Origin of the sequence: Chitinophaga polysaccharea, from assembly GCF_007829335.1 — a bacterium.
GTDB lineage: Bacteria > Bacteroidota > Bacteroidia > Chitinophagales > Chitinophagaceae > Chitinophaga > Chitinophaga polysaccharea_B.
The window spans coordinates 432,500-452,662 of record NZ_VIWO01000006.1; the positions used below are offsets into that span (position 1 = coordinate 432,500).

At 45.4% G+C, this 20,163-nt stretch carries 16 protein-coding genes; 6 read left to right on the plus strand and 10 right to left on the minus strand.

From position 1 onward, the window contains the following. The first annotated feature begins 20 nt into the window (after positions 1-20). Positions 21-539: an acyl-CoA thioesterase gene (locus tag FHW36_RS21175; protein WP_145671575.1), complete on the plus strand. Its 519-nt coding sequence runs from the start codon at positions 21-23 to the stop codon at positions 537-539. A 98-nt stretch (positions 540-637) separates the two neighbouring features. Here FHW36_RS21175 and FHW36_RS21180 read toward each other — a convergent pair whose 3' ends face one another. After that, on the minus strand, positions 638-1,294 hold the full coding sequence (locus tag FHW36_RS21180) for an HD domain-containing protein (protein WP_145671576.1): 657 nt from the start codon (positions 1,292-1,294) through the stop codon (positions 638-640). A 72-nt stretch (positions 1,295-1,366) separates the two neighbouring features. On the opposite strand from FHW36_RS21180, the gene FHW36_RS21185 reads away from it, so the two are divergent. Further along, positions 1,367-1,708, plus strand: coding sequence for a DUF488 domain-containing protein (locus FHW36_RS21185; RefSeq protein ID WP_145671577.1), 342 nt, complete (start codon positions 1,367-1,369; stop codon positions 1,706-1,708). Positions 1,709-1,711: 3 nt separating this feature from the next. On the opposite strand, the gene FHW36_RS21190 is transcribed toward FHW36_RS21185, so the two are convergent. Genes FHW36_RS21190 through FHW36_RS21200 form a run of 3 tightly spaced genes read right to left on the minus strand, consistent with a single transcriptional unit; the run spans position 1,712 to position 5,220 of the window. Next, positions 1,712-2,305 (minus strand): precorrin-2 dehydrogenase/sirohydrochlorin ferrochelatase family protein, encoded by a 594-nt coding sequence (locus FHW36_RS21190; RefSeq protein ID WP_145671578.1) that lies wholly within the window; start codon positions 2,303-2,305, stop codon positions 1,712-1,714. Then, positions 2,305-3,081 carry a uroporphyrinogen-III C-methyltransferase gene (gene cobA / locus FHW36_RS21195; RefSeq protein ID WP_145671579.1) on the minus strand — a complete coding sequence of 259 codons (777 nt, stop codon included), beginning with the start codon at positions 3,079-3,081 and terminating at the stop codon, positions 2,305-2,307. Before cobA ends, FHW36_RS21190 begins: the two co-directional genes overlap by 1 nt. A gap of 27 nt (positions 3,082-3,108) precedes the next feature. After that, a complete protein-coding gene (locus FHW36_RS21200) occupies positions 3,109-5,220 on the minus strand; it encodes a nitrite/sulfite reductase (RefSeq protein ID WP_145671580.1) in 2,112 nt (703 codons plus the stop codon). A gap of 538 nt (positions 5,221-5,758) precedes the next feature. Here FHW36_RS21200 and hxpB point away from each other — a divergent pair. Both hxpB and FHW36_RS21210 read left to right on the plus strand, forming a co-directional pair. Further along, positions 5,759-6,418 carry a hexitol phosphatase HxpB gene (gene hxpB / locus FHW36_RS21205; RefSeq protein WP_145671581.1) on the plus strand — a complete coding sequence of 220 codons (660 nt, stop codon included), beginning with the start codon at positions 5,759-5,761 and terminating at the stop codon, positions 6,416-6,418. 61 nt (positions 6,419-6,479) lie between these two features. Continuing rightward, positions 6,480-7,244 carry a cyclase family protein gene (locus FHW36_RS21210; RefSeq protein ID WP_145671582.1) on the plus strand — a complete coding sequence of 255 codons (765 nt, stop codon included), beginning with the start codon at positions 6,480-6,482 and terminating at the stop codon, positions 7,242-7,244. 349 nt (positions 7,245-7,593) lie between these two features. Here the strand turns inward: FHW36_RS21210 and rpsA are convergent, their stop codons facing one another. Continuing rightward, positions 7,594-9,492 carry a 30S ribosomal protein S1 gene (gene rpsA, locus FHW36_RS21215; protein ID WP_145671583.1) on the minus strand — a complete coding sequence of 633 codons (1,899 nt, stop codon included), beginning with the start codon at positions 9,490-9,492 and terminating at the stop codon, positions 7,594-7,596. 355 nt (positions 9,493-9,847) lie between these two features. Between rpsA and FHW36_RS21220 the strand changes: the two genes are divergently transcribed. After that, positions 9,848-10,726 carry a rhomboid family intramembrane serine protease gene (locus tag FHW36_RS21220; protein WP_145671584.1) on the plus strand — a complete coding sequence of 293 codons (879 nt, stop codon included), beginning with the start codon at positions 9,848-9,850 and terminating at the stop codon, positions 10,724-10,726. A gap of 35 nt (positions 10,727-10,761) precedes the next feature. Further along, the gene (locus FHW36_RS21225; protein WP_145671585.1) at positions 10,762-11,991 is read left to right on the plus strand and encodes a 4-hydroxy-3-methylbut-2-enyl diphosphate reductase; all 1,230 of its coding nucleotides are present in this window, start codon (positions 10,762-10,764) and stop codon (positions 11,989-11,991) included. A 262-nt stretch (positions 11,992-12,253) separates the two neighbouring features. Here FHW36_RS21225 and FHW36_RS21230 read toward each other — a convergent pair whose 3' ends face one another. From FHW36_RS21230 to FHW36_RS21250, 5 genes are all read right to left on the minus strand, one after another. After that, complete coding sequence (locus FHW36_RS21230; RefSeq protein WP_145671586.1) at positions 12,254-13,024, minus strand: LytR/AlgR family response regulator transcription factor; 771 nt, start codon at positions 13,022-13,024, stop codon at positions 12,254-12,256. Positions 13,025-13,081: 57 nt separating this feature from the next. Further along, a complete protein-coding gene (locus FHW36_RS21235; RefSeq protein WP_145671587.1) occupies positions 13,082-15,034 on the minus strand; it encodes a tetratricopeptide repeat-containing sensor histidine kinase in 1,953 nt (650 codons plus the stop codon). Between the two features lie 641 nt (positions 15,035-15,675). Continuing rightward, positions 15,676-16,362: a (d)CMP kinase gene (gene cmk / locus FHW36_RS21240; protein ID WP_145671588.1), complete on the minus strand. Its 687-nt coding sequence runs from the start codon at positions 16,360-16,362 to the stop codon at positions 15,676-15,678. Between the two features lie 139 nt (positions 16,363-16,501). Next, a complete protein-coding gene (locus tag FHW36_RS21245) occupies positions 16,502-18,067 on the minus strand; it encodes a T9SS type A sorting domain-containing protein (protein WP_186452552.1) in 1,566 nt (521 codons plus the stop codon). Positions 18,068-18,076: 9 nt separating this feature from the next. Further along, on the minus strand, positions 18,077-20,116 hold the full coding sequence (locus FHW36_RS21250) for an autotransporter outer membrane beta-barrel domain-containing protein (protein ID WP_145671591.1): 2,040 nt from the start codon (positions 20,114-20,116) through the stop codon (positions 18,077-18,079). Positions 20,117-20,163: the final 47 nt, after the last annotated feature.

Below are 20,163 nucleotides of genomic sequence, written 5' to 3' on the forward strand. Positions count from 1 at the left end.
GCGTCCGAAATACATAAAAGATGACATTAACGCCAAAGAGAGCTCAAGACTCGCTGATACAAATGACCGAACTGGTTTTACCGAATGATACCAATACATTCGGCAACCTGATGGGAGGTCGTTTGATGTACTGGATGGATATTGCCGCCGCACTGGCCTGCATGAAACACTGCAGCGCCCCTGTTGTAACAGCTTCCGTGGATAACATTTCTTTTGAAAATCCCATCAAGCTCGGCAACGTAGTACATATCGAATCTAAAGTGAGCCGTGCTTTCAACACCTCCATGGAAGTACATATGAAAGTATGGGGAGAAGATCCGGTTCAGCAATACCGTTACAAATCCAATGAAGCCTTCATGACGTTTGTGGCGCTGGATCCTAATGGTAATTCCCGCCCCGTGCCCGGCATTATTACTGACACAGAAGAAGAAAAAAGATTATATGAAGGCGCTTTGCGTCGTCGCCAACTACGCCTCATCCTGGGCGGAAAAATGAAACCGGAAGATGCTGATGAACTGAAAGCACTGTTCTCTCTATAAATTTTTCTCATTAGTTATTTAGATATTTATTTCCACTTCTGGGAATAAATATCTAAATAATTAATTTCTCTCTCTACTACTTACATTAAGATCATTAATTATATCTCTCCTTCCCATTCTTTGTAAAACCGATCCAGGAACTGCTCCATAAATGTATGCCGCTCTATTGCCAATTCCTTTCCGGTAGGGGTATTCATCCGGTCTTTCAGCAACAATAACTTTTCGTAGAAATGTGTAATGGTAGGCGCTGTACTGTTCTTATACTCCTCTTTCGTCATCTGCATATTAGGCTGTACCGCAGGATCATGCAGCAGCCGGTTTTTAAACCCGCCATAATTAAATGCCCGGGCAATACCAATGGCGCCCATCGCATCCAGTCGGTCGGCGTCCTGTACCACGCCTAGCTCAGGCGAATAAAACGATTTTTCCTGGTTTCCCCCTTTAAAGGAAATGTGCCGGATAATATTTTCCACATGTGTAATCACAACCTCCGGCACTACCTGCGTTTGCAGGAAGGCCACCGCTTTAGCGGGACCAATATTTTCATCGCCGTGATGGAACTTGGAATCTGCGATATCATGCAATAACGCGCCTAGTTCTACCACCAGCAGGTCGACCGTTTCCGTGGCTGCAATATGTTTCGCCTGCTGCCATACCCGGTAAATATGCCACCAGTCGTGGCCTCCTTCTGCGTCGGCTAATTCCTGTTTTACGTAACTGACTGTTGCTGCTATAATCGATGAATAATCTGTCATAGCTACAATAATATTAATTTTCAGGGAGTTTCCCTGCGGAACAAAATAATTCACCGGGTTGTTAGTTGAATTATGATACAGATCAAACGCGTATACGAAGATTATGCAGACTCCGACGGCTACCGCATCCTGGTGGACCGCTTATGGCCCAGGGGGCTTACAAAAGAGCGGGCCCATGTAGATGAATGGGTCAAAGAAATAGCGCCCAGCAACGAACTACGGGAATGGTTTCACCATGACCCAACAAGATTTGCTGAATTCAAAACAAAATATCTAAAGGAATTACAGGAGAAAAAAGATTTGCTGGCAGCTATCAAAAAGAAAGCACTACACCATCGGGTAACACTATTGTATGGGGCTAAAGACGAAACGCACAACCAGGCGCAGATACTGCTAACACTACTGAAAAAGTAACTATTACAACGGATCTCTTTCAGATTTTACCAATACATCGGTAAGACTGTTCAGTTTTTTTACTTTGGCGCTGAAGTCGCCCGTTAATTTGTCGCGGATCAACGATAACTTATTCAATACTTCATCGATGGTATCCGGAATAGCTTCCTGCAGCACCTGTTTCAGGCGTTTGGCAACGGTGGGCGATTTACCATTGGTAGAAATGGCAATTTTCAGGTTGCCTTTACGTACGATAGACCCGAGATAGAAATCGCACAGGTCGGGGGTATCGGCCACATTGATCAATACCTTGCTACACTTGGCAGTTTCCCACACATGATAATTCAGCTCCCGGTCGTTGGTAGCTGCAATTACCAGGTCTTTCCCCAGCAAATCTCCACAGGAAAACGATTTCTGTACCAGGGTAATATTAGGATATTGATGCGTAAGCGAGGTCAGCTCAGGCAAAAAATCCATTGACACGATGGTAACATTTGCCTGGGGGCAATTTTCCAACATGGCATTGGCTTTTTCTAATCCGATATTACCACCGCCTACAACGAGTACCTGCAAGCGGTGCAATTTGAAAAACACCGGGAATAAATGATTTTCTTCCATTATACGGCAATTTTAAGTTCGGCTGACACTTTGGTCTGCAGTGCCTGGAACGCTTCATGGAAGCGTACCACCTCTCCTATCACCAGGATAGCAGGGTTATGCAGATCGTGTGTAGCGGCTATTTCCACGAGGTCGGCCACATTTCCCAATCCCATTTTCTGGGTGGGCAACGTACCGTTCTGGATAATAGCAGCGGGCGTTTTGCCTCTTCCTGCGTCGCTGTAGATACCGGCAATTTCCGCCAGTTTACTCATTCCCATGAGAATGACAACGGTGGTATTAGCCTTGATGGCATGTTCCAGGTCGCGGGACAAGTTACCATTCCGGGTATTACCGGTAATCACCCAAAAGCCTTCACTCACGTGGCGGCTGGTTACCGGGATTTTATTAACGCCAGGCACTGCAATGGCGCTGGAAATACCGGGAATCACTTCGGCGGTAACACCAAATTGCTGAGCGAAAGCTATTTCTTCCTGGCCACGGCCAAACACAAATGAATCTCCTCCTTTCAACCGCACTACACTGCCATAAGTTAAGGCATATTTTACAATCATCCTGTTTATTTCATCCTGCGAATAAACATGCATACCTGCGCGCTTACCCACAAAACGGCGGAGGCAATTGGCCGGCGCATAGTCCAGCAATTCGTTGCTGGACAATGCGTCATAAAGGATGACCCGGGCATTTTGAATGGCCTTTAATCCCTTAACAGTAATCAGCTCCGGATCGCCTGGGCCAGCACCTATCAATGTGAGTTTGGGTTGTATATCTTGCATGATAATAATGTTGAGATGAGTGAATAATTAAGCCTGCACCAGTTCGTTTACCCGTTGACGGTATACCTGCGCTGCGGTATAAAAAGACTGCGCCTGCTCGTAATAAGACTTCGCAAAGCTCTCCGTAGGCTCGTTCCCATTAATCTGTAACACCACCGTTTTAAAGTCAGGTTCGAAGCCGAATTTACCAGTAGCTACAAAGTGTTTGTCGAAATCATTAATGATACCTATCTGCGTGTTACCGCTGATCGCTTCGCTCAGCAATAGCGCTTTGGCGCCCTGAACAAAGGAAGAGTAAGCGTGGTAAATACCATCGGCATAAGCGCCTCCTGCCAGTGACGCACTGCTCAGTTCCAGCTTTTCTTCTGCTTCGAGCAACAGGGTGGCCACCAGGTCGATAATAACGCCTGCGCACTCTCCTACTCCAATGGCAGTAGCATAGTCCTGTGCCTGTCCCCAGTCGATGAAATCGGCCGCAGTGAGGGTACTCAGGTCTGCCAATGGTTTCAGCAGCTCGTAGAAATATTTTTCTGTTTTACGATCGTAGTATTGGTTAAACAGTTCATGCTCCTCTCCGTTAATTTCAAAATCGTGCAACAGGCTGCGCAGCACGTCGGGCCCACGGCGGCTAGGCACTTTAATCACTTTATCTGCTACACGTCCATCGCCATTACCTACAATACCACCACCCAGCAATACTTGGAGAGCTGGCAATACTTTACCGCCGCTCTTCATGGAAGAGCCATGGAAGCCAATACTGGCGATACCGTGCTGACCGCAGGAGTTCATACAGCCACTGATTTTGATCTTAATATCCTTATTATAGATCAGGTCAGGGAATTCTTCTGTGATCACATCTTCCAATACTTTAGCTATTCCTGTGCTGCTGGAAATACCAAGGTTACAGGTGTCGGTACCCGGGCAAGCCGTGATGTCGGCAACACTGTCGAAACCGGCATTGGCAAAGCCTGCAGTTTCCAGTACGCTGAATACATAGGGCAGATTTTCCGGCAATATGTATTTCAACAGGAGTCCCTGGTTGGCAGTTACCCGCACATCGTCTGCAATCACGGGTCGCAGTGCTTCAATCAGCTGGCGGCTGATGGCAGAACCGATGTTACCGAGGGTTATTTTAACGTAGGCGCCGTAGTAACCTTTTTGTTTCTGTTCAAAAACGTTGGTCGCTTTCCAGGCTTCGTACTTTTTAGTATCCTTGATGGAATATGCGGGAACAGGCCCTACCGGAGCGGGTTGGGTAGCTACCCAGGCATCAGCGTCGATAGGTACACTTTTCAGTTTTACTGCTTTATATTCTTCTTTCACCAAACGTTCAAATTCTTCCATACCAATTTTCTGGATGAGGAATTTCATGCGGGCTTTGTTCCGGCTGGTTCTTTCACCATAACGGTCAAATACGCGCAGTACGTTTTCGATATAAGGAATAAGCTGATCTGTTTCCAGGAATTCATACACTGGTTTAGCCAGGAAGGGTTGTGCACCCAAACCTCCGCCTACCAATACTTTGAAGCCACGTACTTCTTTACCGTCGATGATTTTCACCTTAGGAATCATACCGAAATCGTGCATGAAAGACCAGGCGGTATCTTTATCTGAAGAGGAAAAAGAGATTTTTATTTTACGGCCCATTTCCTGGCTCACCGGGTTACGCAGAAAATAACGGAATACCGCGTCTGCATAAGGCGTTACATCAAATGGCTCATCCGGATCGATACCGGCACGGTCGGAAGCGGTTACGTTACGCACCGTGTTACCACAGGCTTCGCGAATGGTGATTCCATCTTGCTCCAGTTTGGTCCACAGTTCTGGCGTTCTGTCGAGGCTAACATAGTGGATTTGTACATCCTGGCGGGTGGTCAGGTGGAGGTTGCTGGTAGCATATTCATCAGATACTTCAGTAATACGGTTCCATTGTTGCAAAGTCATTTTACCATAGGGCAGTTTGATACGTATCATTTGTACACCTGGCTGGCGTTGCCCATATATCCCTCTTGCCAGACGAAGGCTGCGGAATTTTTCGTCCGTGATATTGCCTTCGCGGAACTGGCGAATCTTTTTCTCCAGGTTTATAATGTCCTGTTCAACAATTGGATTTTCGAGTTCTGTTCTGAAGCTTTGCATAAAAAGTATTTTCAGGTGGTGGTAAAAAGCTATTTTCTGAGCGGGGTATGGTTGTTTTTCTTTAACATCAAAAAGCCCCCGGGATACTTTCGGAGGCTCGTATAATGATTTACAGTAAGCTGATCACTGGAATTTTCTATTACACGCGCCTCGCAGGTGTTGTATTACAACAGCTACATCCATTATTTCTGCGATATGACACCCCATTACCCATATTTCCTATAATTTTAGTAGAGTAATACAAAGATAGAAATGCAGCCCATCTTTCCAAAACTTTTTTGGGAATTGAATAAGCCCCCAAAAAGGGGTGGAATTAGCGATGGACCGGGTCCTGGATGAAAAAAGCAGCGAAAACACAGTACAGTAGACCGATCTGGCCTTCGGCGGAGGTACAAACCTGCAGGGAGGCAATAACCAAAATTTATCCGGTATAACTTTTTGTTATGAGGGAAGAAGATAACAGGGGGCATTTCGCTCCTTTCCACTGTGATCTGGCCGCATATCTTCTTATCTTTGCCGCGCATAAAAAGGGAATTTCATGATAGATACGGTAATATTTGATATGGATGGTCTGTTGATCGACTCTGAACCGCTGTGGGGCATTGCGATGCGGGAAGTATTTGCCACTGTGGGTGTTAAACTGTCGCCCGAACTCACGCACCTTACCACCGGTTTACGCACCAAAGAAGTAGTAAGTTACTGGCATAACTTTTATAAATGGGATGGCAAATCTCCCGAACAGGTTGTCAATGAAATCATTGACAGCGTGATTGCCAAAATCATCGCCAGCGGGCAACCGATGGAAGGATTGCACTATATTCTCGGGTATTTTAAGGAGAAAGGGTTCAAAATGGGACTGGCCTCCTCCTCCCCGCTGCGCCTGATCAATGCGGTGTTAGATCATTTACAGATAAAAGACCGCTTCCAGGCCGTATATTCTGCCGAGTTTGAAGATTACGGTAAACCCCATCCGGCAGTGTACCTGGCCTGTGCCAAAGCCCTGGGTAGCGAACCGCTGGATTGCCTGGCATTTGAAGATTCGGTGACCGGTATGATTGCTGCCAAGGCCGCCCGTATGACCACCGTAGTGGTACCGGAAACCCATAACAGAAAAGATCCGCGGTATGCCTTAGCCAATATGCAATTGGATTCCCTGCTGGAATTTAATGACGCCAAACTGTCGCTGCTTACGAAATAGTTTTTGGAAGATGATATTTTGTTGATCATCTTTACGGCACAATTGACGCCAAAAAACCAATATGAAAATCGTAGATCTGTCCAAAACCATCTCCTACAACAAACAGGATCCCTGGTTTATGCGTATCAAAATCAAACACAAAACGCATCGACAAAGTAAAGGGCTGATCCGCTTTTTCCTGGGACTCCCTGCAAAGCTCTTCCCCAAAGGGTTTGAAGGCTGGGCCGACGATAAAATTATCGGCATGGGCGTACACGCCGCCACCCACATCGATGCCCCCTGGCACTATGCTCCCACTGTAAATGGTGCACCGGCCAAAACCATCGATGAAATTCCGCTGGAATGGTGCTATGGCAACGGGGTGGTATTGAATATGACCCACAAAGCAGATTTTGAGCAAATAACGGTGGCGGATATACGTGCCGATCTTGAAAAAAGCGGCGCCGTAATTACTCCCGGCACTATTGTACTTATTCATACCGGTCGCGACAAATACGTGGGCACCAAAGAATACGCCATGCGGGGTACCGGCATGAGCGCCGAAGCCACCCACTGGCTGATAGACCAGGGCGTGAAAGTAATGGGAATAGATCAGTGGGGATTCGACCTGCCTTTAAAATATATGGCGCAGCAAGCCAAACAACTTCAACGGGATGATTATTTCTGGCAGGCCCACCTGGTAGGGCAACAAAAGGAATACTGCCATATGGAGCAGCTGGTCAACCTGGGCGCATTGCCGGCATTTGGATTTAAAGTGAGTGTGTTTCCACTGAAGATAAAAGGGGCCAGTGCGGCGCCGGCGAGAGTTGTGGCGATATTTGAGTAGCAAGCTATTCGAATTTTATTCGCTTAACTAATTCCTTGAAGTACACTGGGGACCAAATATCCAATAAAGCACTATCTGGGATAAAACGTATTACATCCTCCCTGATGCGGTCGAAAGAGACCGCGTCTATTTTATCATTTAATAGCTGTAGTAACTGGTTTTCGTCAACCGTTTTGTGTTTCCAATCGTCACTATCCTGAGCGCGTAAAAGAAAGTGATGTAGGTGGAGTGGAACACCTTTCGGAAATATTCCGACAAAATATTATTTTTTTGACAATTACATTTATTCAAAAAAAATCCCGCCCCGAATTACTCGGAGCGGGATTCATTATTTAATGAAACTTAAACCTTATTGTGCGCTTTTTTCTTCGCCACCTTCAGATTGTTTCAGTTTTTCTCTCAGTTCAGCTAAAGCACCCAGATCACCTAAAGTAGCTTTTTCAACTTTACCCTGGATGTTTTTCACAGCCTTACGGGTTTTGTCAGCTTCGTCTCTCTTCTCTTTCACGATAGCTTGTTTTTCTTCCGCCTGAGCTTTTTCCCAAACGCGGGTGTGAGAAACCAGGATACGTTTTTCGCTACGATCGAATTCGATGATCATGAATTCTTTCACGTCTTCAACGTTGATTGGTTTTTCGTCTTCTGTTCTCAGGTGACGTGCAGGAGCATAAGCTTCCAGGCCGTATTGCAGTTGAACAGTAGCACCTTTATCATCTTTCTTCACAACAGTACCTTCGTGTACGGAGTTGATCGGGAAGATAGTTTCGAAAGTGTTCCAAGGATCTTCTTCGATCTGTTTGTGACCGAGGCTCAGTTTGCGGTTTTCCTTGTCAATACCCAGGATAACTACATCTATTTCGCTACCTACTTTAGTGTACTCAGATGGGTGGTTGAAGCGCTTGATCCAGCTCAGGTCAGAGATGTGGATCATGCCACCGATACCAGTTTCCAGTTCAACGAATACGCCATAAGGAGTGATGTTTTTCACGATACCTTTATGACGGCTGTCAACAGGGAATTTAGTTTCGATAGTAGACCATGGATCTTCTGTCAGTTGTTTGATAGACAGAGACATTTTACGCTCTTCTTTGCTCAGGGTAACTACCACTGCTTCGTATTCTTCACCTAATTTGAAGAATTCCTTAGCGTTGATTGGAGTAGAAGCCCATGAGATTTCAGATACGTGTACCAGACCTTCCACGCCTGGCATGATTTCCAGGAATGCACCGTAATCTTCGATGTTTACAACTTTACCTTTTACTTTAGCACCTTCAGTGATGGTAGCTGGTAAAGTATCCCACGGATGCGGAGTCAGTTGTTTGTAGCCCAGGCTTATGCGACGTTTTTCGTCATCGAAGTCAAGCACAACAACGTTGATTTTCTGATCCATCTGCAGTACTTCGCTCGGATGGGAGATACGGCCCCAGCTGATATCGGTGATATACAGCAAACCGTCCAGACCACCCAGGTCGATGAACGCACCGAAGTCGGTGATATTTTTGATAGTACCTTCCAGCACCTGGCCTTTCTCCAGTTTGCTGATGATATCCACTCTTTGTTGTTCGATATCGCTTTCGATCAGCGCTTTGTGGGAAACAACGGCGTTGCGGATGGTTTCGTTTACTTTCACCACCTTGAACTCCATAGTTTTGCCTACAAACTGGTCGTAATCGGTAACTGGTTTCACATCGATCTGAGAACCTGGCAGGAATGTTTCCATGCCGTATACGTCTACGATCAAGCCGCCTTTGGTTTTGCTGGTAACAGTACCAGTAACCACTTCGCCTGTTTTGTAAACTTCCACGATTTTTTCCCAAGCACGTTTTTGACGAGCCTGTTTACGGCTCAGGTGCAGGTTACCATCGCGGTCTTCTTTTTCTACTACCAGCACTTCCACTTCATCACCGATCTTCAGACCTGGTAAATCACGGAATTCGTTCAGAGAAATCAAACCATCAGATTTGAAACCGATGTTGATTACTACGTCTGTGTTGGTTAAACCTACTACAGTACCAGTCAGCAGGCTGTTTTCTTCAAACACCTTGAAAGTACCATCGTAAGTAGCATCGTACTTAGCTTTTTCTTCTTTGCTGTAAGAAGAAACATTACGTTTGTCAACGCTCCAGTCGAAATCGTCGTGTGCAGTTTCAACTTTCGCTACAGGCGCCTTTGGTGTCGCTGTTTCTACTGCTGGTGCAGCAGCCTGTTGTTCAGCGTTTTGTTCGTTAGGAATGATGTTTTCGCTCATAAAAAATTGAAATTTTAGCCCGGAATACCCGGACTCCCTGTTTTATGGGACGGCAAAAATACGAAAAATTACCCGTTTACCGACATATTTATTGAAGAAATAGCCGATTGGCAGTAGAACAGACCGCAGTTTTCAGATATTTTTTAATTGTATTATTAAAAAATATACTACAACAATATTTCACCTTGTGTTTTTCCTGTAATTTTTTCTAAAAAAAGCAACCAGACCGCCAATTAATTGTTGATAAACATAGGGAGAAAGCTGCTGTCAACCTGCGGTTACACGACTTATTTTTCTATCATCCAAAATGTTAATTTGTATATCGAAATCCCGGATTTTATTTTAATTTGTGTATATGAACGGGACCTCTTTTCAATCGGATATTCGTTATTGGCTCAGGCAAGGTAACACAGTGAACCATTTGCTTTTCTGGAATATTATCGTTTTCCTGGGCATCAATATTGTGCACCTCATCGCTTTTCTGACCAAACAACCCGGTCCTTTTATCTGGACGTATGATCAACTGGCCATTCACGCTCCGTTGAGCGCTTTCATATTAAAGCCATGGGGGCTTATCACTTACATGTTTACCCATGAACAGATATTTCATGTGCTGTTTAACATGATTAACCTCTACTGGTTTGGCAACTTATTCCGTGATTTCCTGGGCAACAAACGGGTGCTCCCCTTATACCTGCTGGGCGGGATTGCCGGTGGTTTGTTGTATCTGCTGAGCGCCAGCCTGTTTCCCGGTTATATGGGCTATACCATGATAGGCGCCTCTGCTGCGATCATGTGCATACTGGTGGCTGCCGCCACCCTGATGCCCAACTACGAAATAGGCCTCATGTTCCTGGGAAGTATACGGTTAAAGTGGCTGGCGCTGGCATTGGTATTACTGGGATTGATTTCTATTCCCAATGGCAACATTGGCGGTCTTATCTCCCATATGGGCGGCGCCCTGCTGGGTTTCTTCTATATCCGTACCCTGCAGGCAGGTACCGACCTCTGTAGACCTTTAATCTGGCTGTTTGACGTCAACACCCGTCGGGAACAAAGGCAGGCGGCCAGGAAGTTTAAGCCCAAAAAATCGCCGCTGAAAGTAGTCCGGAAAACAGATGATAGCAGCCAGTCCCGGCTGGATCAGCTGCTGGATAAAATAAACGAAAAAGGTTATAACAGCCTGAGTGCTGAAGAAAAAGCCTGGTTAGACAAAGTGAGCAAAGAAAACTGATTAACTTTGTCGTTCAATTTTCCGTCATTTAACACATGAAAACATTTAACGTTCCGGTAATATATCGCAGTCCGCTGATCAGCGCCATTAAAAACCAGCGCAAACAGCAGGACCGCATGAAAAAGGACTTTACCCCTACTGAGCTGAATTTTGGTCCCATCAGGATTCTGCTGGCCCGTCATTTCGGTTTTTGCTATGGTGTAGAAAATGCCATTGAAATCGCCTTCAAAACGGTAGATGAAAACCCCGGCAAACGCATTTTCCTGCTGAGTGAAATGATTCATAATCCGCATGTCAACAGCGACTTGCTGGACCGGGGCGTACAATTCATTATGGATACAGCCGGCAAACAGCTGGTGCCCTGGGAAAGCTTACAGGCAGATGATATTGTTATTATTCCCGCTTTCGGTACTACCCTGGAAACGGAGAAACAACTCGCCTCCCTGGGCATAGAACCACTGAAATACAACACCACCTGCCCTTTCGTAGAAAGGGTGTGGAATAAGGCAGAACAAATCGGTCAGAAAAACTACACCGTCATTGTACATGGTAAGCCCAAACATGAAGAAACCCGGGCTACTTTTTCCCATAGCCAGGCGGGTACTCCGACTGTAGTAGTGAAAGATATTAGGGAAGCCGCGCTACTGGCCGACTTCATCAGCGGGAAAAGAAATCCCGAAGAATTTTACACCCTGTTTGAAGGCCAGTATTCTACCGGATTTGATGTTACGAAAGACCTGCAGCGGGTGGGGGTGGTGAACCAAACCACCATGCTGGCCACAGAAACCCAGGCGATTGCAGACCACATCAAACAAGTCATGATCAGTACCTTTCAGCTAACAGATGCTAACGTAGGCGAAAGATTTGCAGATACCCGGGATACCCTCTGCTATGCTACCAATGATAACCAGACTGCCGTTACCGGTATGTTGCAGGAAACTGCCGATCTGGCCATTGTAGTAGGTGGTTATAATAGTTCCAATACTTCCCACCTCGTGGAATTGTGTGAAGAAAAACTGCCTACCTATTTCATCTCTTCTCCCGAACATATATTATCGGCAGATGCGATTCAGCACTGGGATTTTCACCATAAACAAACGATCGATAGTGATCAGTTCCTTCCCAAAAAAGACCAGGTAACTATCCTGCTGACCAGTGGCGCTTCCTGTCCGGACGCGCTCGTAGAAGGGGTGATTCGGCGGTTGCTGTCTTTCTTCCAACTGGAACAGAAGGCAGATGAACTGGCAACAGCCAGTCAATTATAAACACATCTAACTAATTGTATATCAACATTTAAAAACAAAAAAGACACCAGAACGGTGTCTTTTTTCTTTGGGGCTAATCACGCTAGTAATGCAGAGTATAAAATCTTTATATGGTGTTAATATTGAAATCGTAATTCAAAAGTAGTTTATCTGCCATACGCCCGCAATAGCCATTTATTATATGGTAGTTAATTTCCTGTAACTGGCATGAAAACGAATAAAATCGGAGACCTTCCCTGCTAAATCCCTTGTAAATCATCACTTAGAATTGCATGGCCTTCTTTAAAAAGTCTGCTTTACGCCGGCGGGATACCTCTACCTGGGCACCATCGCTCATCAGCGCAAAACCGCCTTCTCCCTGGATATAGGACTGCATTTGCTGCATATTGATGAGATGAGAATTATGCACCCGGAAGAAATCCACGTCAGACAATAGCTCCTCAAATTCTTTCAGGGGACGGGATACCATCAGGTTTTTCTTATCGGTAAAGAAAATGCGCGTATAGTTGCCGGTAGATTCACAACGCACAATGTTCTGTACCGGCATAAACACCAGGCCATTGATAGTAGGTAAGGCTATTTTCTTATGGGTTTGTTGCAACGTTTTCATGTTCTGTAAAAACACATCCATGGGTGATACTCCACCCGTTTCCTTCATCCCGCGATTGTTTTTCTTCTCCTTACATTTTTCCAGGGCGTCCTGTAGTTCCTTAACACTAAAGGGTTTTAGCAGGTAGTCCAATGCATTGAATTTAATAGCTTTCAACGCATACTGCTCGTATGCGGTAGTGAATATTACATCAAAATGAACTTTTTCAAATAGTTTCAGCAATTCGAACCCGTTCTGATAGGGCATTTCCACGTCAAGAAATACGAGATCCGGCTGCAACTCATCTATCAGCCTTTTGGCTTCTGCCACACTTTTGGCCCAGCCCACCACATTCACACCGGGACATTTTTTTTGAAGCATTGTTTGCAATGCATCTATGCAATGTTGCTCATCATCTACGATGATAGCTTTTAGTTCGCTCATATAAGTAGCTTTTAGCTATTTAGCGTTTTATAGTTATGGTTGTTAGCTGTTGGTATCCTAAAATATAAATTCTGCCGGCAATACGATGGTTACACGGGTGCCGGTTGCCTTGCCTGACTCATCTTCCAGATCGGTTACGGTTACTGTTGCCTCTTTATTATTGATTTTTCGTATCAGGTCTATCCTTCCTTCTGTTACTTTCATGCCCACCGAATTGTGTAGACGCCCTTTTCGGTCTTTTATTTCCATTGCTTTCTTTCGTCCAATACCGTTGTCGGTGATGGTACATACCAGGCTACGCTTTTGCAAGATAATACTGATATCCAGTAATCCCTTTTCTTCCGGCAATTTATGTACAAGGCCGTGCCAGATAGCATTTTCCACATAAGGCTGCAAAATCATGGGCGGGATCAGTACTTCGTCGTCATTTATTTCTGTATCTATCTGAAATCTATATTCAAAAATACCATTACACCGCAAAGACTCCAGGTCAAGGTAAAGTCTTAACGATTCCAGTTCCTTATTGAGGGTTACAAAAGTATGTTGCGTATTATCCAGGATCAGGCGCATGAGCCGGGAAAACTTAGTGAGGTAGTCAGATGCTTCTTCCTGGTTATTACTCCATATATACCGGTGGATAGAGCTAAGGGAGTTGAAGATAAAGTGTGGGTTCATCTGGGAACGCAGGGAGCGCAGTTCCAGCTGTAATGTTTGTTTATTGGCCTTCAGGTTACGGTGACGAATATAGAAAAACCCGCCAACGATGGCCATCAGGAGAAAAGCTGCCAGGAAGAAAGAAATCGCCACATTCCGTTTAGTACGGAGTGCTCCCAGCATTTTATCATGTTCCAGGGCACGGATCTGGTTATCCTTCCGGTCTACTTCATAGATGGTTTGCATCTGGGTCATGGCCATGGCCGACCTTTCATCGAGGATACTGTCTTTATACAACAGGGATTTATCTACCGCCTCCAATGATTTTTCAAAATCGCCGCTTTCCTTGTAATCTTCTGCCAGGGCCTTGTAGGCATCCATCAGCATGGATTTGAAACCCCAGAAAGTACTTACATCAATGGATTGCTGGATATATTTCCGGGCGTCTTCATGTTTTGCCTGGGCACCCAATAACTTACCGATGCTGAGGTAGCTCTCTGCCACATGCACTTTATCGTCTACCTGGTCATTTACTTCGAGCGCTTTTTCCAGGTAATACATGGCGGCTGCATAATCTTTTTTCTCTTTATAGGCCGCTCCCAGCGCATTGTAGCAAATGGCGATCCCAATAGGCCGGTCCATTTTCAGGTTCATATTCAGGGAGCGTTTATAATATTGGATGGCCAGGTCCAGCTTTCCCTGTCCCTGGTAGGCATAGCCCAGGTTTCCCAGGTTGATGGCCACTCCCAGGTCGTTGTGGCTTTTTTCTTCCAGCTCCAGTGCGTGATTAAAGTGTTGAATGGCATCCCCATATTTCTCCATGGTGAGCTGGATATTGCCGATGCTGTTGGTAGCCACGCAAATATTTCGGATATCATTGATCTGCTCTGCCAATACCAGGGCTCTCATATGATAATCAAAACCTTTCCGGAGTTTGTCGAGCCGGCGACAATCCACTCCGGCGTTGTTAAGAGAAAAAGCGATCAGGGAGGTGTCTTTCGCTTCTTCCGCAGCTTTCAGGGCTTTCTCATGGTAGTCTTCCGCAACAATATAGAGTGACTTATTTCTTTTGCTGGTACCGATTTCGTTATAGGCACGGGATATTCCCTGGAAAAACCTGAGTTGCTGGGATAGGGTAAGCGCCTCTTGCCAGAAGGGGTTGTCCAGTTTATGATTATCAAAGTAACGGGCATTTTCCCCGCCCTTTTTAATCAGCAGCGACACTTTTGCCGTGTCTGCGCGGAGCTGGCGAACAGAATCCAGCAACCGGTATGTACGCAGAGAGTCCTGGGCTCCCGCTCCCAAACAGGCTCCCAAGAGGAGCCAGCACAAAAAACATACATCTTTAATAGACATTGGCTGGTCTGTGTGACTACACAATTTAAAAAAGAATTACGAATAACCGGCGGTGATTTCAGGACATACGGGGTGATCACCTGGTACGTGCCGTTAGTAAGTTCGGATGACTATCCTGGCTGAATAAAAAAGCGAAAGGGCGAAAGAATTCGCCCCTTCTTCCTATTAACCGAATACACCTACTGAAAATATGGAACGGCCATGGCAAGCCACGCCATCCCACATTAACTTTAATGTTTGTATGCAGCACCTACGCTGCCACAAACCGGATTTTTATAATATACGCTATCAGCTAGTCGGTTAATAGCAAAGGCTCCTTGTGGATATAGCTAGGATAAGACTTTCCCCGGGTACGATATATAATAACGCGTCTTACGCACTATTTCAATTTGTCTTATTCAGTTCACAACAACACGCGTCAATAGCACGACTGATTCCATTCAAAAATTACCTAAGCAGCATTTCTCAGGGAGGATAAGGTTGGTTATGCACATAGCATCTTAAAAAGACACTTGCCGGGCATGCAAATAAAAACTATTGGAAATTCGGGAGGATGTGGAAAAAAATTATTGGGATGCTGGCGATACTGCGCCATACAACAAATGTATAAAAGAGTTTTAATAAAAGAAAATAATATTTTGTCAGGAGTGCGCCATGATAGCATCTTCTACCCACTGCATCACTAAATCGAGTTGATCTTCGAGGTTTAAGTGGCTGTTATCCAAGATGATAGCATCTTCTGCCTTACGAAGCGGGCTAATTTCACGGTTGGCATCGATATAGTCCCTGAGTTCGAGGTTTTGTTTTACTTCTTCCAGGGTAATATGTTTATTTTTCTCGTATAACTCTTTAAACCTGCGCTGAACACGGATTTCGATCTCAGCTGTCATGAAAATTTTGAGTTCGCCGTGCGGGAATACTACAGTACCAATATCGCGGCCATCCATCACAATACCTTTGCGGGCGCCCATTTTCTTTTGCTGGGCTACTGCAAAATCGCGTACTTCCTTTACAGCTGCTACTTCGCTCACTTTTTCGGCCACCACCATTTCCCGGATCAGGTGTTCTACATTTTCATTGTTCAGGTACATTTCGCCTAAACCGGTAAGCGAATTGATCACAAAATCCAGGTGGATATCTTTAAGGGCTGCCGCCACCGCTTCGTGGGAAAGCCAGTCGATACGGTTTTGAATAAAATAAAGGGTCACTGCACGATACATAGCGCCGCTATCAATATAGGTATAGCCCAGTTTTTTAGCCAACTGCTTAGCTAATGTACTTTTGCCACATGATGAGTAGCCATCTATCGTGATGATTATTTTTTTCAAAACTATCTATTTAAATAAGAACCTGTTAATAGGGAAGAACGCTACAAAATTGAGGGAAATCTCTGAGAATAGCAAACCAATAACATTTGGGTACCCCATTTTGACATAGCTGCCAGTATGAGATACCCAGATAGAATGGTTACCGGGCTACAATTACTTTACAGGTGTAGGCTAACTTCATGGTGTCTTTATTATAAATGACCAGGAAGTAGACGCCGGAAGGCAGATCCCTGATATCGATATCCATATCGGACTTCACTTCATACTGACGCATTACCTGGCTCCATACATCGTGCATCTGCAGCAGCATAGCTCCCCGGATGCCACGAAGCTGCACCTTAAACGTACCATTGTTCGGATTCGGGAATACATTGATTTGTACGAACGGCGGCACCGCGCGTACTTCAGAATACACTACCTTACCATTCAGGCCTATTGCCTTTATGCGATAATAGGTCCAATCGTCGTAGTCGTTAGGATCATGCCAGGTATAGCTGAGCGGCACGCTGCTATTTCCATTGACTGCCTTCGTGAGCACCACGCCGATTTTTTGGAAAGCTTCTTCTCTTTCATAACGGCGTTCCACCTCAAAGGCCATATTGCGTACTTCCCGGAGGGTGGTCCAGTCCAGCTGCACCATTACCGGCGCAATCCTGAAGGCCTCAAAGTTGAGGAAGGTAACTGGCTTCACACTACCTATCAGGGCCGTTTTAGCAAAAAATTCGCTGGACCCCAGCGCGTCAAAATGCCGCAGGTGCATCGTAGCAGGGGCCAACATAGGACTGGTAGTTAATGTACCTGCCAAAGGTTTATTGGAAATAACCGGTAACTGATCCCATACGCCAGCAACAAAGCGGGTAATAAAGCTACTGTCGCGGGAAGAGGCGTATGCAGGCAATTCGCTCGCATCCATATGTTGCAGGATAACATCCACTTCTCCCCCACTATTATCTTCCCGGCGTATGTTCCAGGTTTTGTTTACAAAACTGTCTCTATACGCTGCACCGCCCGCCGCTACTGTAAATACGCTATCATATACCCGCGCGCCTATCATATCTTTGGCGCCGGTGATCAACACCGCTGCGGGAGCATAGCTGTATTCATCGGTGCCTATCGGAAACACCACTTTACCCGCGGCATTGTTGATGGCGGCACGATAGAGTAAGCCGCCCGCAATACCGCTGCCAGTAACTACATACTGTTTGTCGCTGTAACCTGTAATAGTACCAGGCGATTTATCGCCGACCTGCAAATTCCATCCATTGAGATAAATATGCCCGCTGGCGAAATGGAGATTATTCCTGATTTTCAGGTCACTCAGGTCATCCAGCAACAAGCCGGATATATTGTTCAGTTGCAGGTTAGGAAAGCTGGGCCCGGCTTTGGTAATAAAGCTATAGCCGCCGAAAATCTTTTGCTGTGTTATATTGGAGAAGACAAAAGTACCGCCGGTGCCTGAACTACCATCGGCGCTTTCATCAGGCAACGTAGCCCCGTTGCCGTTAGTCCATAGTTTGCTGAGGAAATAAAAAAAACTGTTAGGATTGGAGCCAAGACTGCCGTTGTTGGTCATATCGGAGAAGATGCCCACGTTGGTATTACCGGAGAGCCACACGGTGGCGCCGGTAGGAATGTATACGCCTTGTTGGGCGGAACTGTTTCCCACCAACAATAAAAGAGCCGATATGATAAATAGCTTCTTCAACAACATTTTTTATTGGATAACAGTAATATCGAAGCGTTTACCTGTTCCGGTCAAAGAGTATGCGCTGCCAGTTGTATTAACAAAAATCGCTGTCACGGTATCATCGGCACTCACTCGTGACGAGATTAACCGAAGATTAAATGGAAAATCAAATCTTGGATTTATAATAACATTCCCACCCAATGTTCCGTCTATGCCTGTGACCGTAAATGTTACTGCAGTAGTTACTGAAGTACTATTAGGGATACTCGTAGTTACAGCATTAACATTTACCGCTCTATATACACCATTTAATACCGTTCCGCCGGTTCCTATCTTAGCCGTACCTGCCACGTCCAACAAGGCAGCCGGCGTATTTGTCCCCACTCCTACATTTCCGCCGTTCTGCAAAAACAAGCGGTAGTCCTTTACATTGGTTTCCACAAAATTTAATCCGCCCCCCAGTATATTCCAGTGCCATTTGGGCGTGCCTGATGCATCTTCAAATGCCAATACATCATTACCATTTGCACGTATAATCAATGGGTGACCATTAAATTTTGTAGCACCATTCATGAGGGTTAAGGTATAGGCAGAAAAATCTGATCCACCGCTTTCTGCAGCGGTTTGACCTCTTGATCCTCTGAAAAGTTCTTTGTTATTATATTTCACCACCATATCAACAGCGTTCGTTGTTCCCAGGAACTGCGTGCTGGTAGCGGCATTACCTCCCGTTAACCAATTAGTGGTTGCAGGGTTGTCTGTTAAAATAACATCACCGAAACTATTGATAGAAAGCACTTTAGAAGTTGCTGACGTCGGGGTGGCTGTTGCCAGGTTTGTTAACCGAAGGCCAGAAGTACTGGTGGAAAAAGGTGCTGTTGTTGACGGAGGTCCCGCGATTTCTACTTTATTCACGGGAGTGTTAGTACCTATTCCCAATAATGATTTAGTACCGTCCCAAAATAACTGTGCATTATTTTCCGAGATCACATCGCCTGTTCCTACATAAGGAATGGACCCAGGTGTCAATCCTTTTACAGTCAATGTACCGCCGATGACGCCATTTCCCGATATATTAAAATTGGAAGCAGTCTGTGTAGTAGTAGTATTTTGAATATAGGCGGTGGAGTTAGTAGGTAAATCTGCAGCAACCAGCGCACGGAAAGTAGGTACTGCCGCCGGAGCCATAGCAGGACCGGCAAAAACAAGATTTGCATTTTGTGTATTCAGTGTAGCCGTTAAGGTTCCAGCCGAGGTAACTGAAGGTATGGTAACATTAAATATAGATGGCAAGGATAATCCGACCGAGGTTACACCTCCGGCAGGAGCTGCTTTGGGAGTCCAGTTACCACCAGTAAAGGTAAGGAGGTCGCCCTCATTGGGCGCAGTAGTTAATATGCTTTTCCCCTGAATTTGATTAGCGTTCCAGATTGCATTGGTATTATCTGCGTTAATCGTCCAGGTTCTGTCGGCCGATAAGTCAGAACCTACAGGGGAGGCAGCAACACTGCTAATTCCAGTGCCCGCCTGTAACATCAATTTTCTTGAAGGGTCTACAAAGGGGGAGTTAATATTAATCCATTTACTGGTAGCACCCTGGTATTGCAATATTTGTTTGTCGGCGGGTGAGGTAATGGTCACATCTCCCATCTGGCTAAGGTTATAATCGCCATTAGCCGGAACTACAACGCCTTTACGGCTATTGAAGCTGAGTACGCCGTCATTGCTGATCGTATTTCCCGTAATGCTGATACCGGTGCCGGCCGTCAGGATGGAAAAGTCTATTTTTTCCCAACCGGTTGTTTTCTTAAGATATAGTGCTTTGTCATCTGTTATATATACCAGCATACCCTCGGAGGCGCCATATAAGGCTCCGCCGGAAAGGATTTGTGTTTTTATAACACGGGGAAGTAAAAATCCTTGTTTGTCACTGTTAAGCTCCAGCAACGCATTTTTATCCAGCAGGGTGGGATTAGTACCCAGTTTTAACTGTTGTGCCAGCAAACGCTGATTGCCCAAACAAAACAGCATTACAGCACATACTTTTACAAGCCCTTGCAGCTTCATACATCATCATTTAAATAAGCACGAAAAAGGGGGAAGAAACGGCTACG

Bases quoted from the DNA above. Each gene is read 5' to 3' on its own strand.
- FHW36_RS21175 (WP_145671575.1), top strand. From the start codon at position 21: ATGACATTAACGCCAAAGAGAGCTCAAGACTCGCTGATACAAATGACC.
- FHW36_RS21180 (WP_145671576.1), bottom strand. From the start codon at position 1,294: ATGACAGATTATTCATCGATTATAGCAGCAACAGTCAGTTACGTAAAA.
- FHW36_RS21185 (WP_145671577.1), top strand. From the start codon at position 1,367: ATGATACAGATCAAACGCGTATACGAAGATTATGCAGACTCCGACGGC.
- FHW36_RS21190 (WP_145671578.1), bottom strand. From the start codon at position 2,305: ATGGAAGAAAATCATTTATTCCCGGTGTTTTTCAAATTGCACCGCTTG.
- cobA (WP_145671579.1), bottom strand. From the start codon at position 3,081: ATGCAAGATATACAACCCAAACTCACATTGATAGGTGCTGGCCCAGGC.
- FHW36_RS21200 (WP_145671580.1), bottom strand. From the start codon at position 5,220: ATGCAAAGCTTCAGAACAGAACTCGAAAATCCAATTGTTGAACAGGAC.
- hxpB (WP_145671581.1), top strand. From the start codon at position 5,759: ATGATAGATACGGTAATATTTGATATGGATGGTCTGTTGATCGACTCT.
- FHW36_RS21210 (WP_145671582.1), top strand. From the start codon at position 6,480: ATGAAAATCGTAGATCTGTCCAAAACCATCTCCTACAACAAACAGGAT.
- rpsA (WP_145671583.1), bottom strand. From the start codon at position 9,492: ATGAGCGAAAACATCATTCCTAACGAACAAAACGCTGAACAACAGGCT.
- FHW36_RS21220 (WP_145671584.1), top strand. From the start codon at position 9,848: ATGAACGGGACCTCTTTTCAATCGGATATTCGTTATTGGCTCAGGCAA.
- FHW36_RS21225 (WP_145671585.1), top strand. From the start codon at position 10,762: ATGAAAACATTTAACGTTCCGGTAATATATCGCAGTCCGCTGATCAGC.
- FHW36_RS21230 (WP_145671586.1), bottom strand. From the start codon at position 13,024: ATGAGCGAACTAAAAGCTATCATCGTAGATGATGAGCAACATTGCATA.
- FHW36_RS21235 (WP_145671587.1), bottom strand. From the start codon at position 15,034: ATGTCTATTAAAGATGTATGTTTTTTGTGCTGGCTCCTCTTGGGAGCC.
- FHW36_RS21250 (WP_145671591.1), bottom strand. From the start codon at position 20,116: ATGAAGCTGCAAGGGCTTGTAAAAGTATGTGCTGTAATGCTGTTTTGT.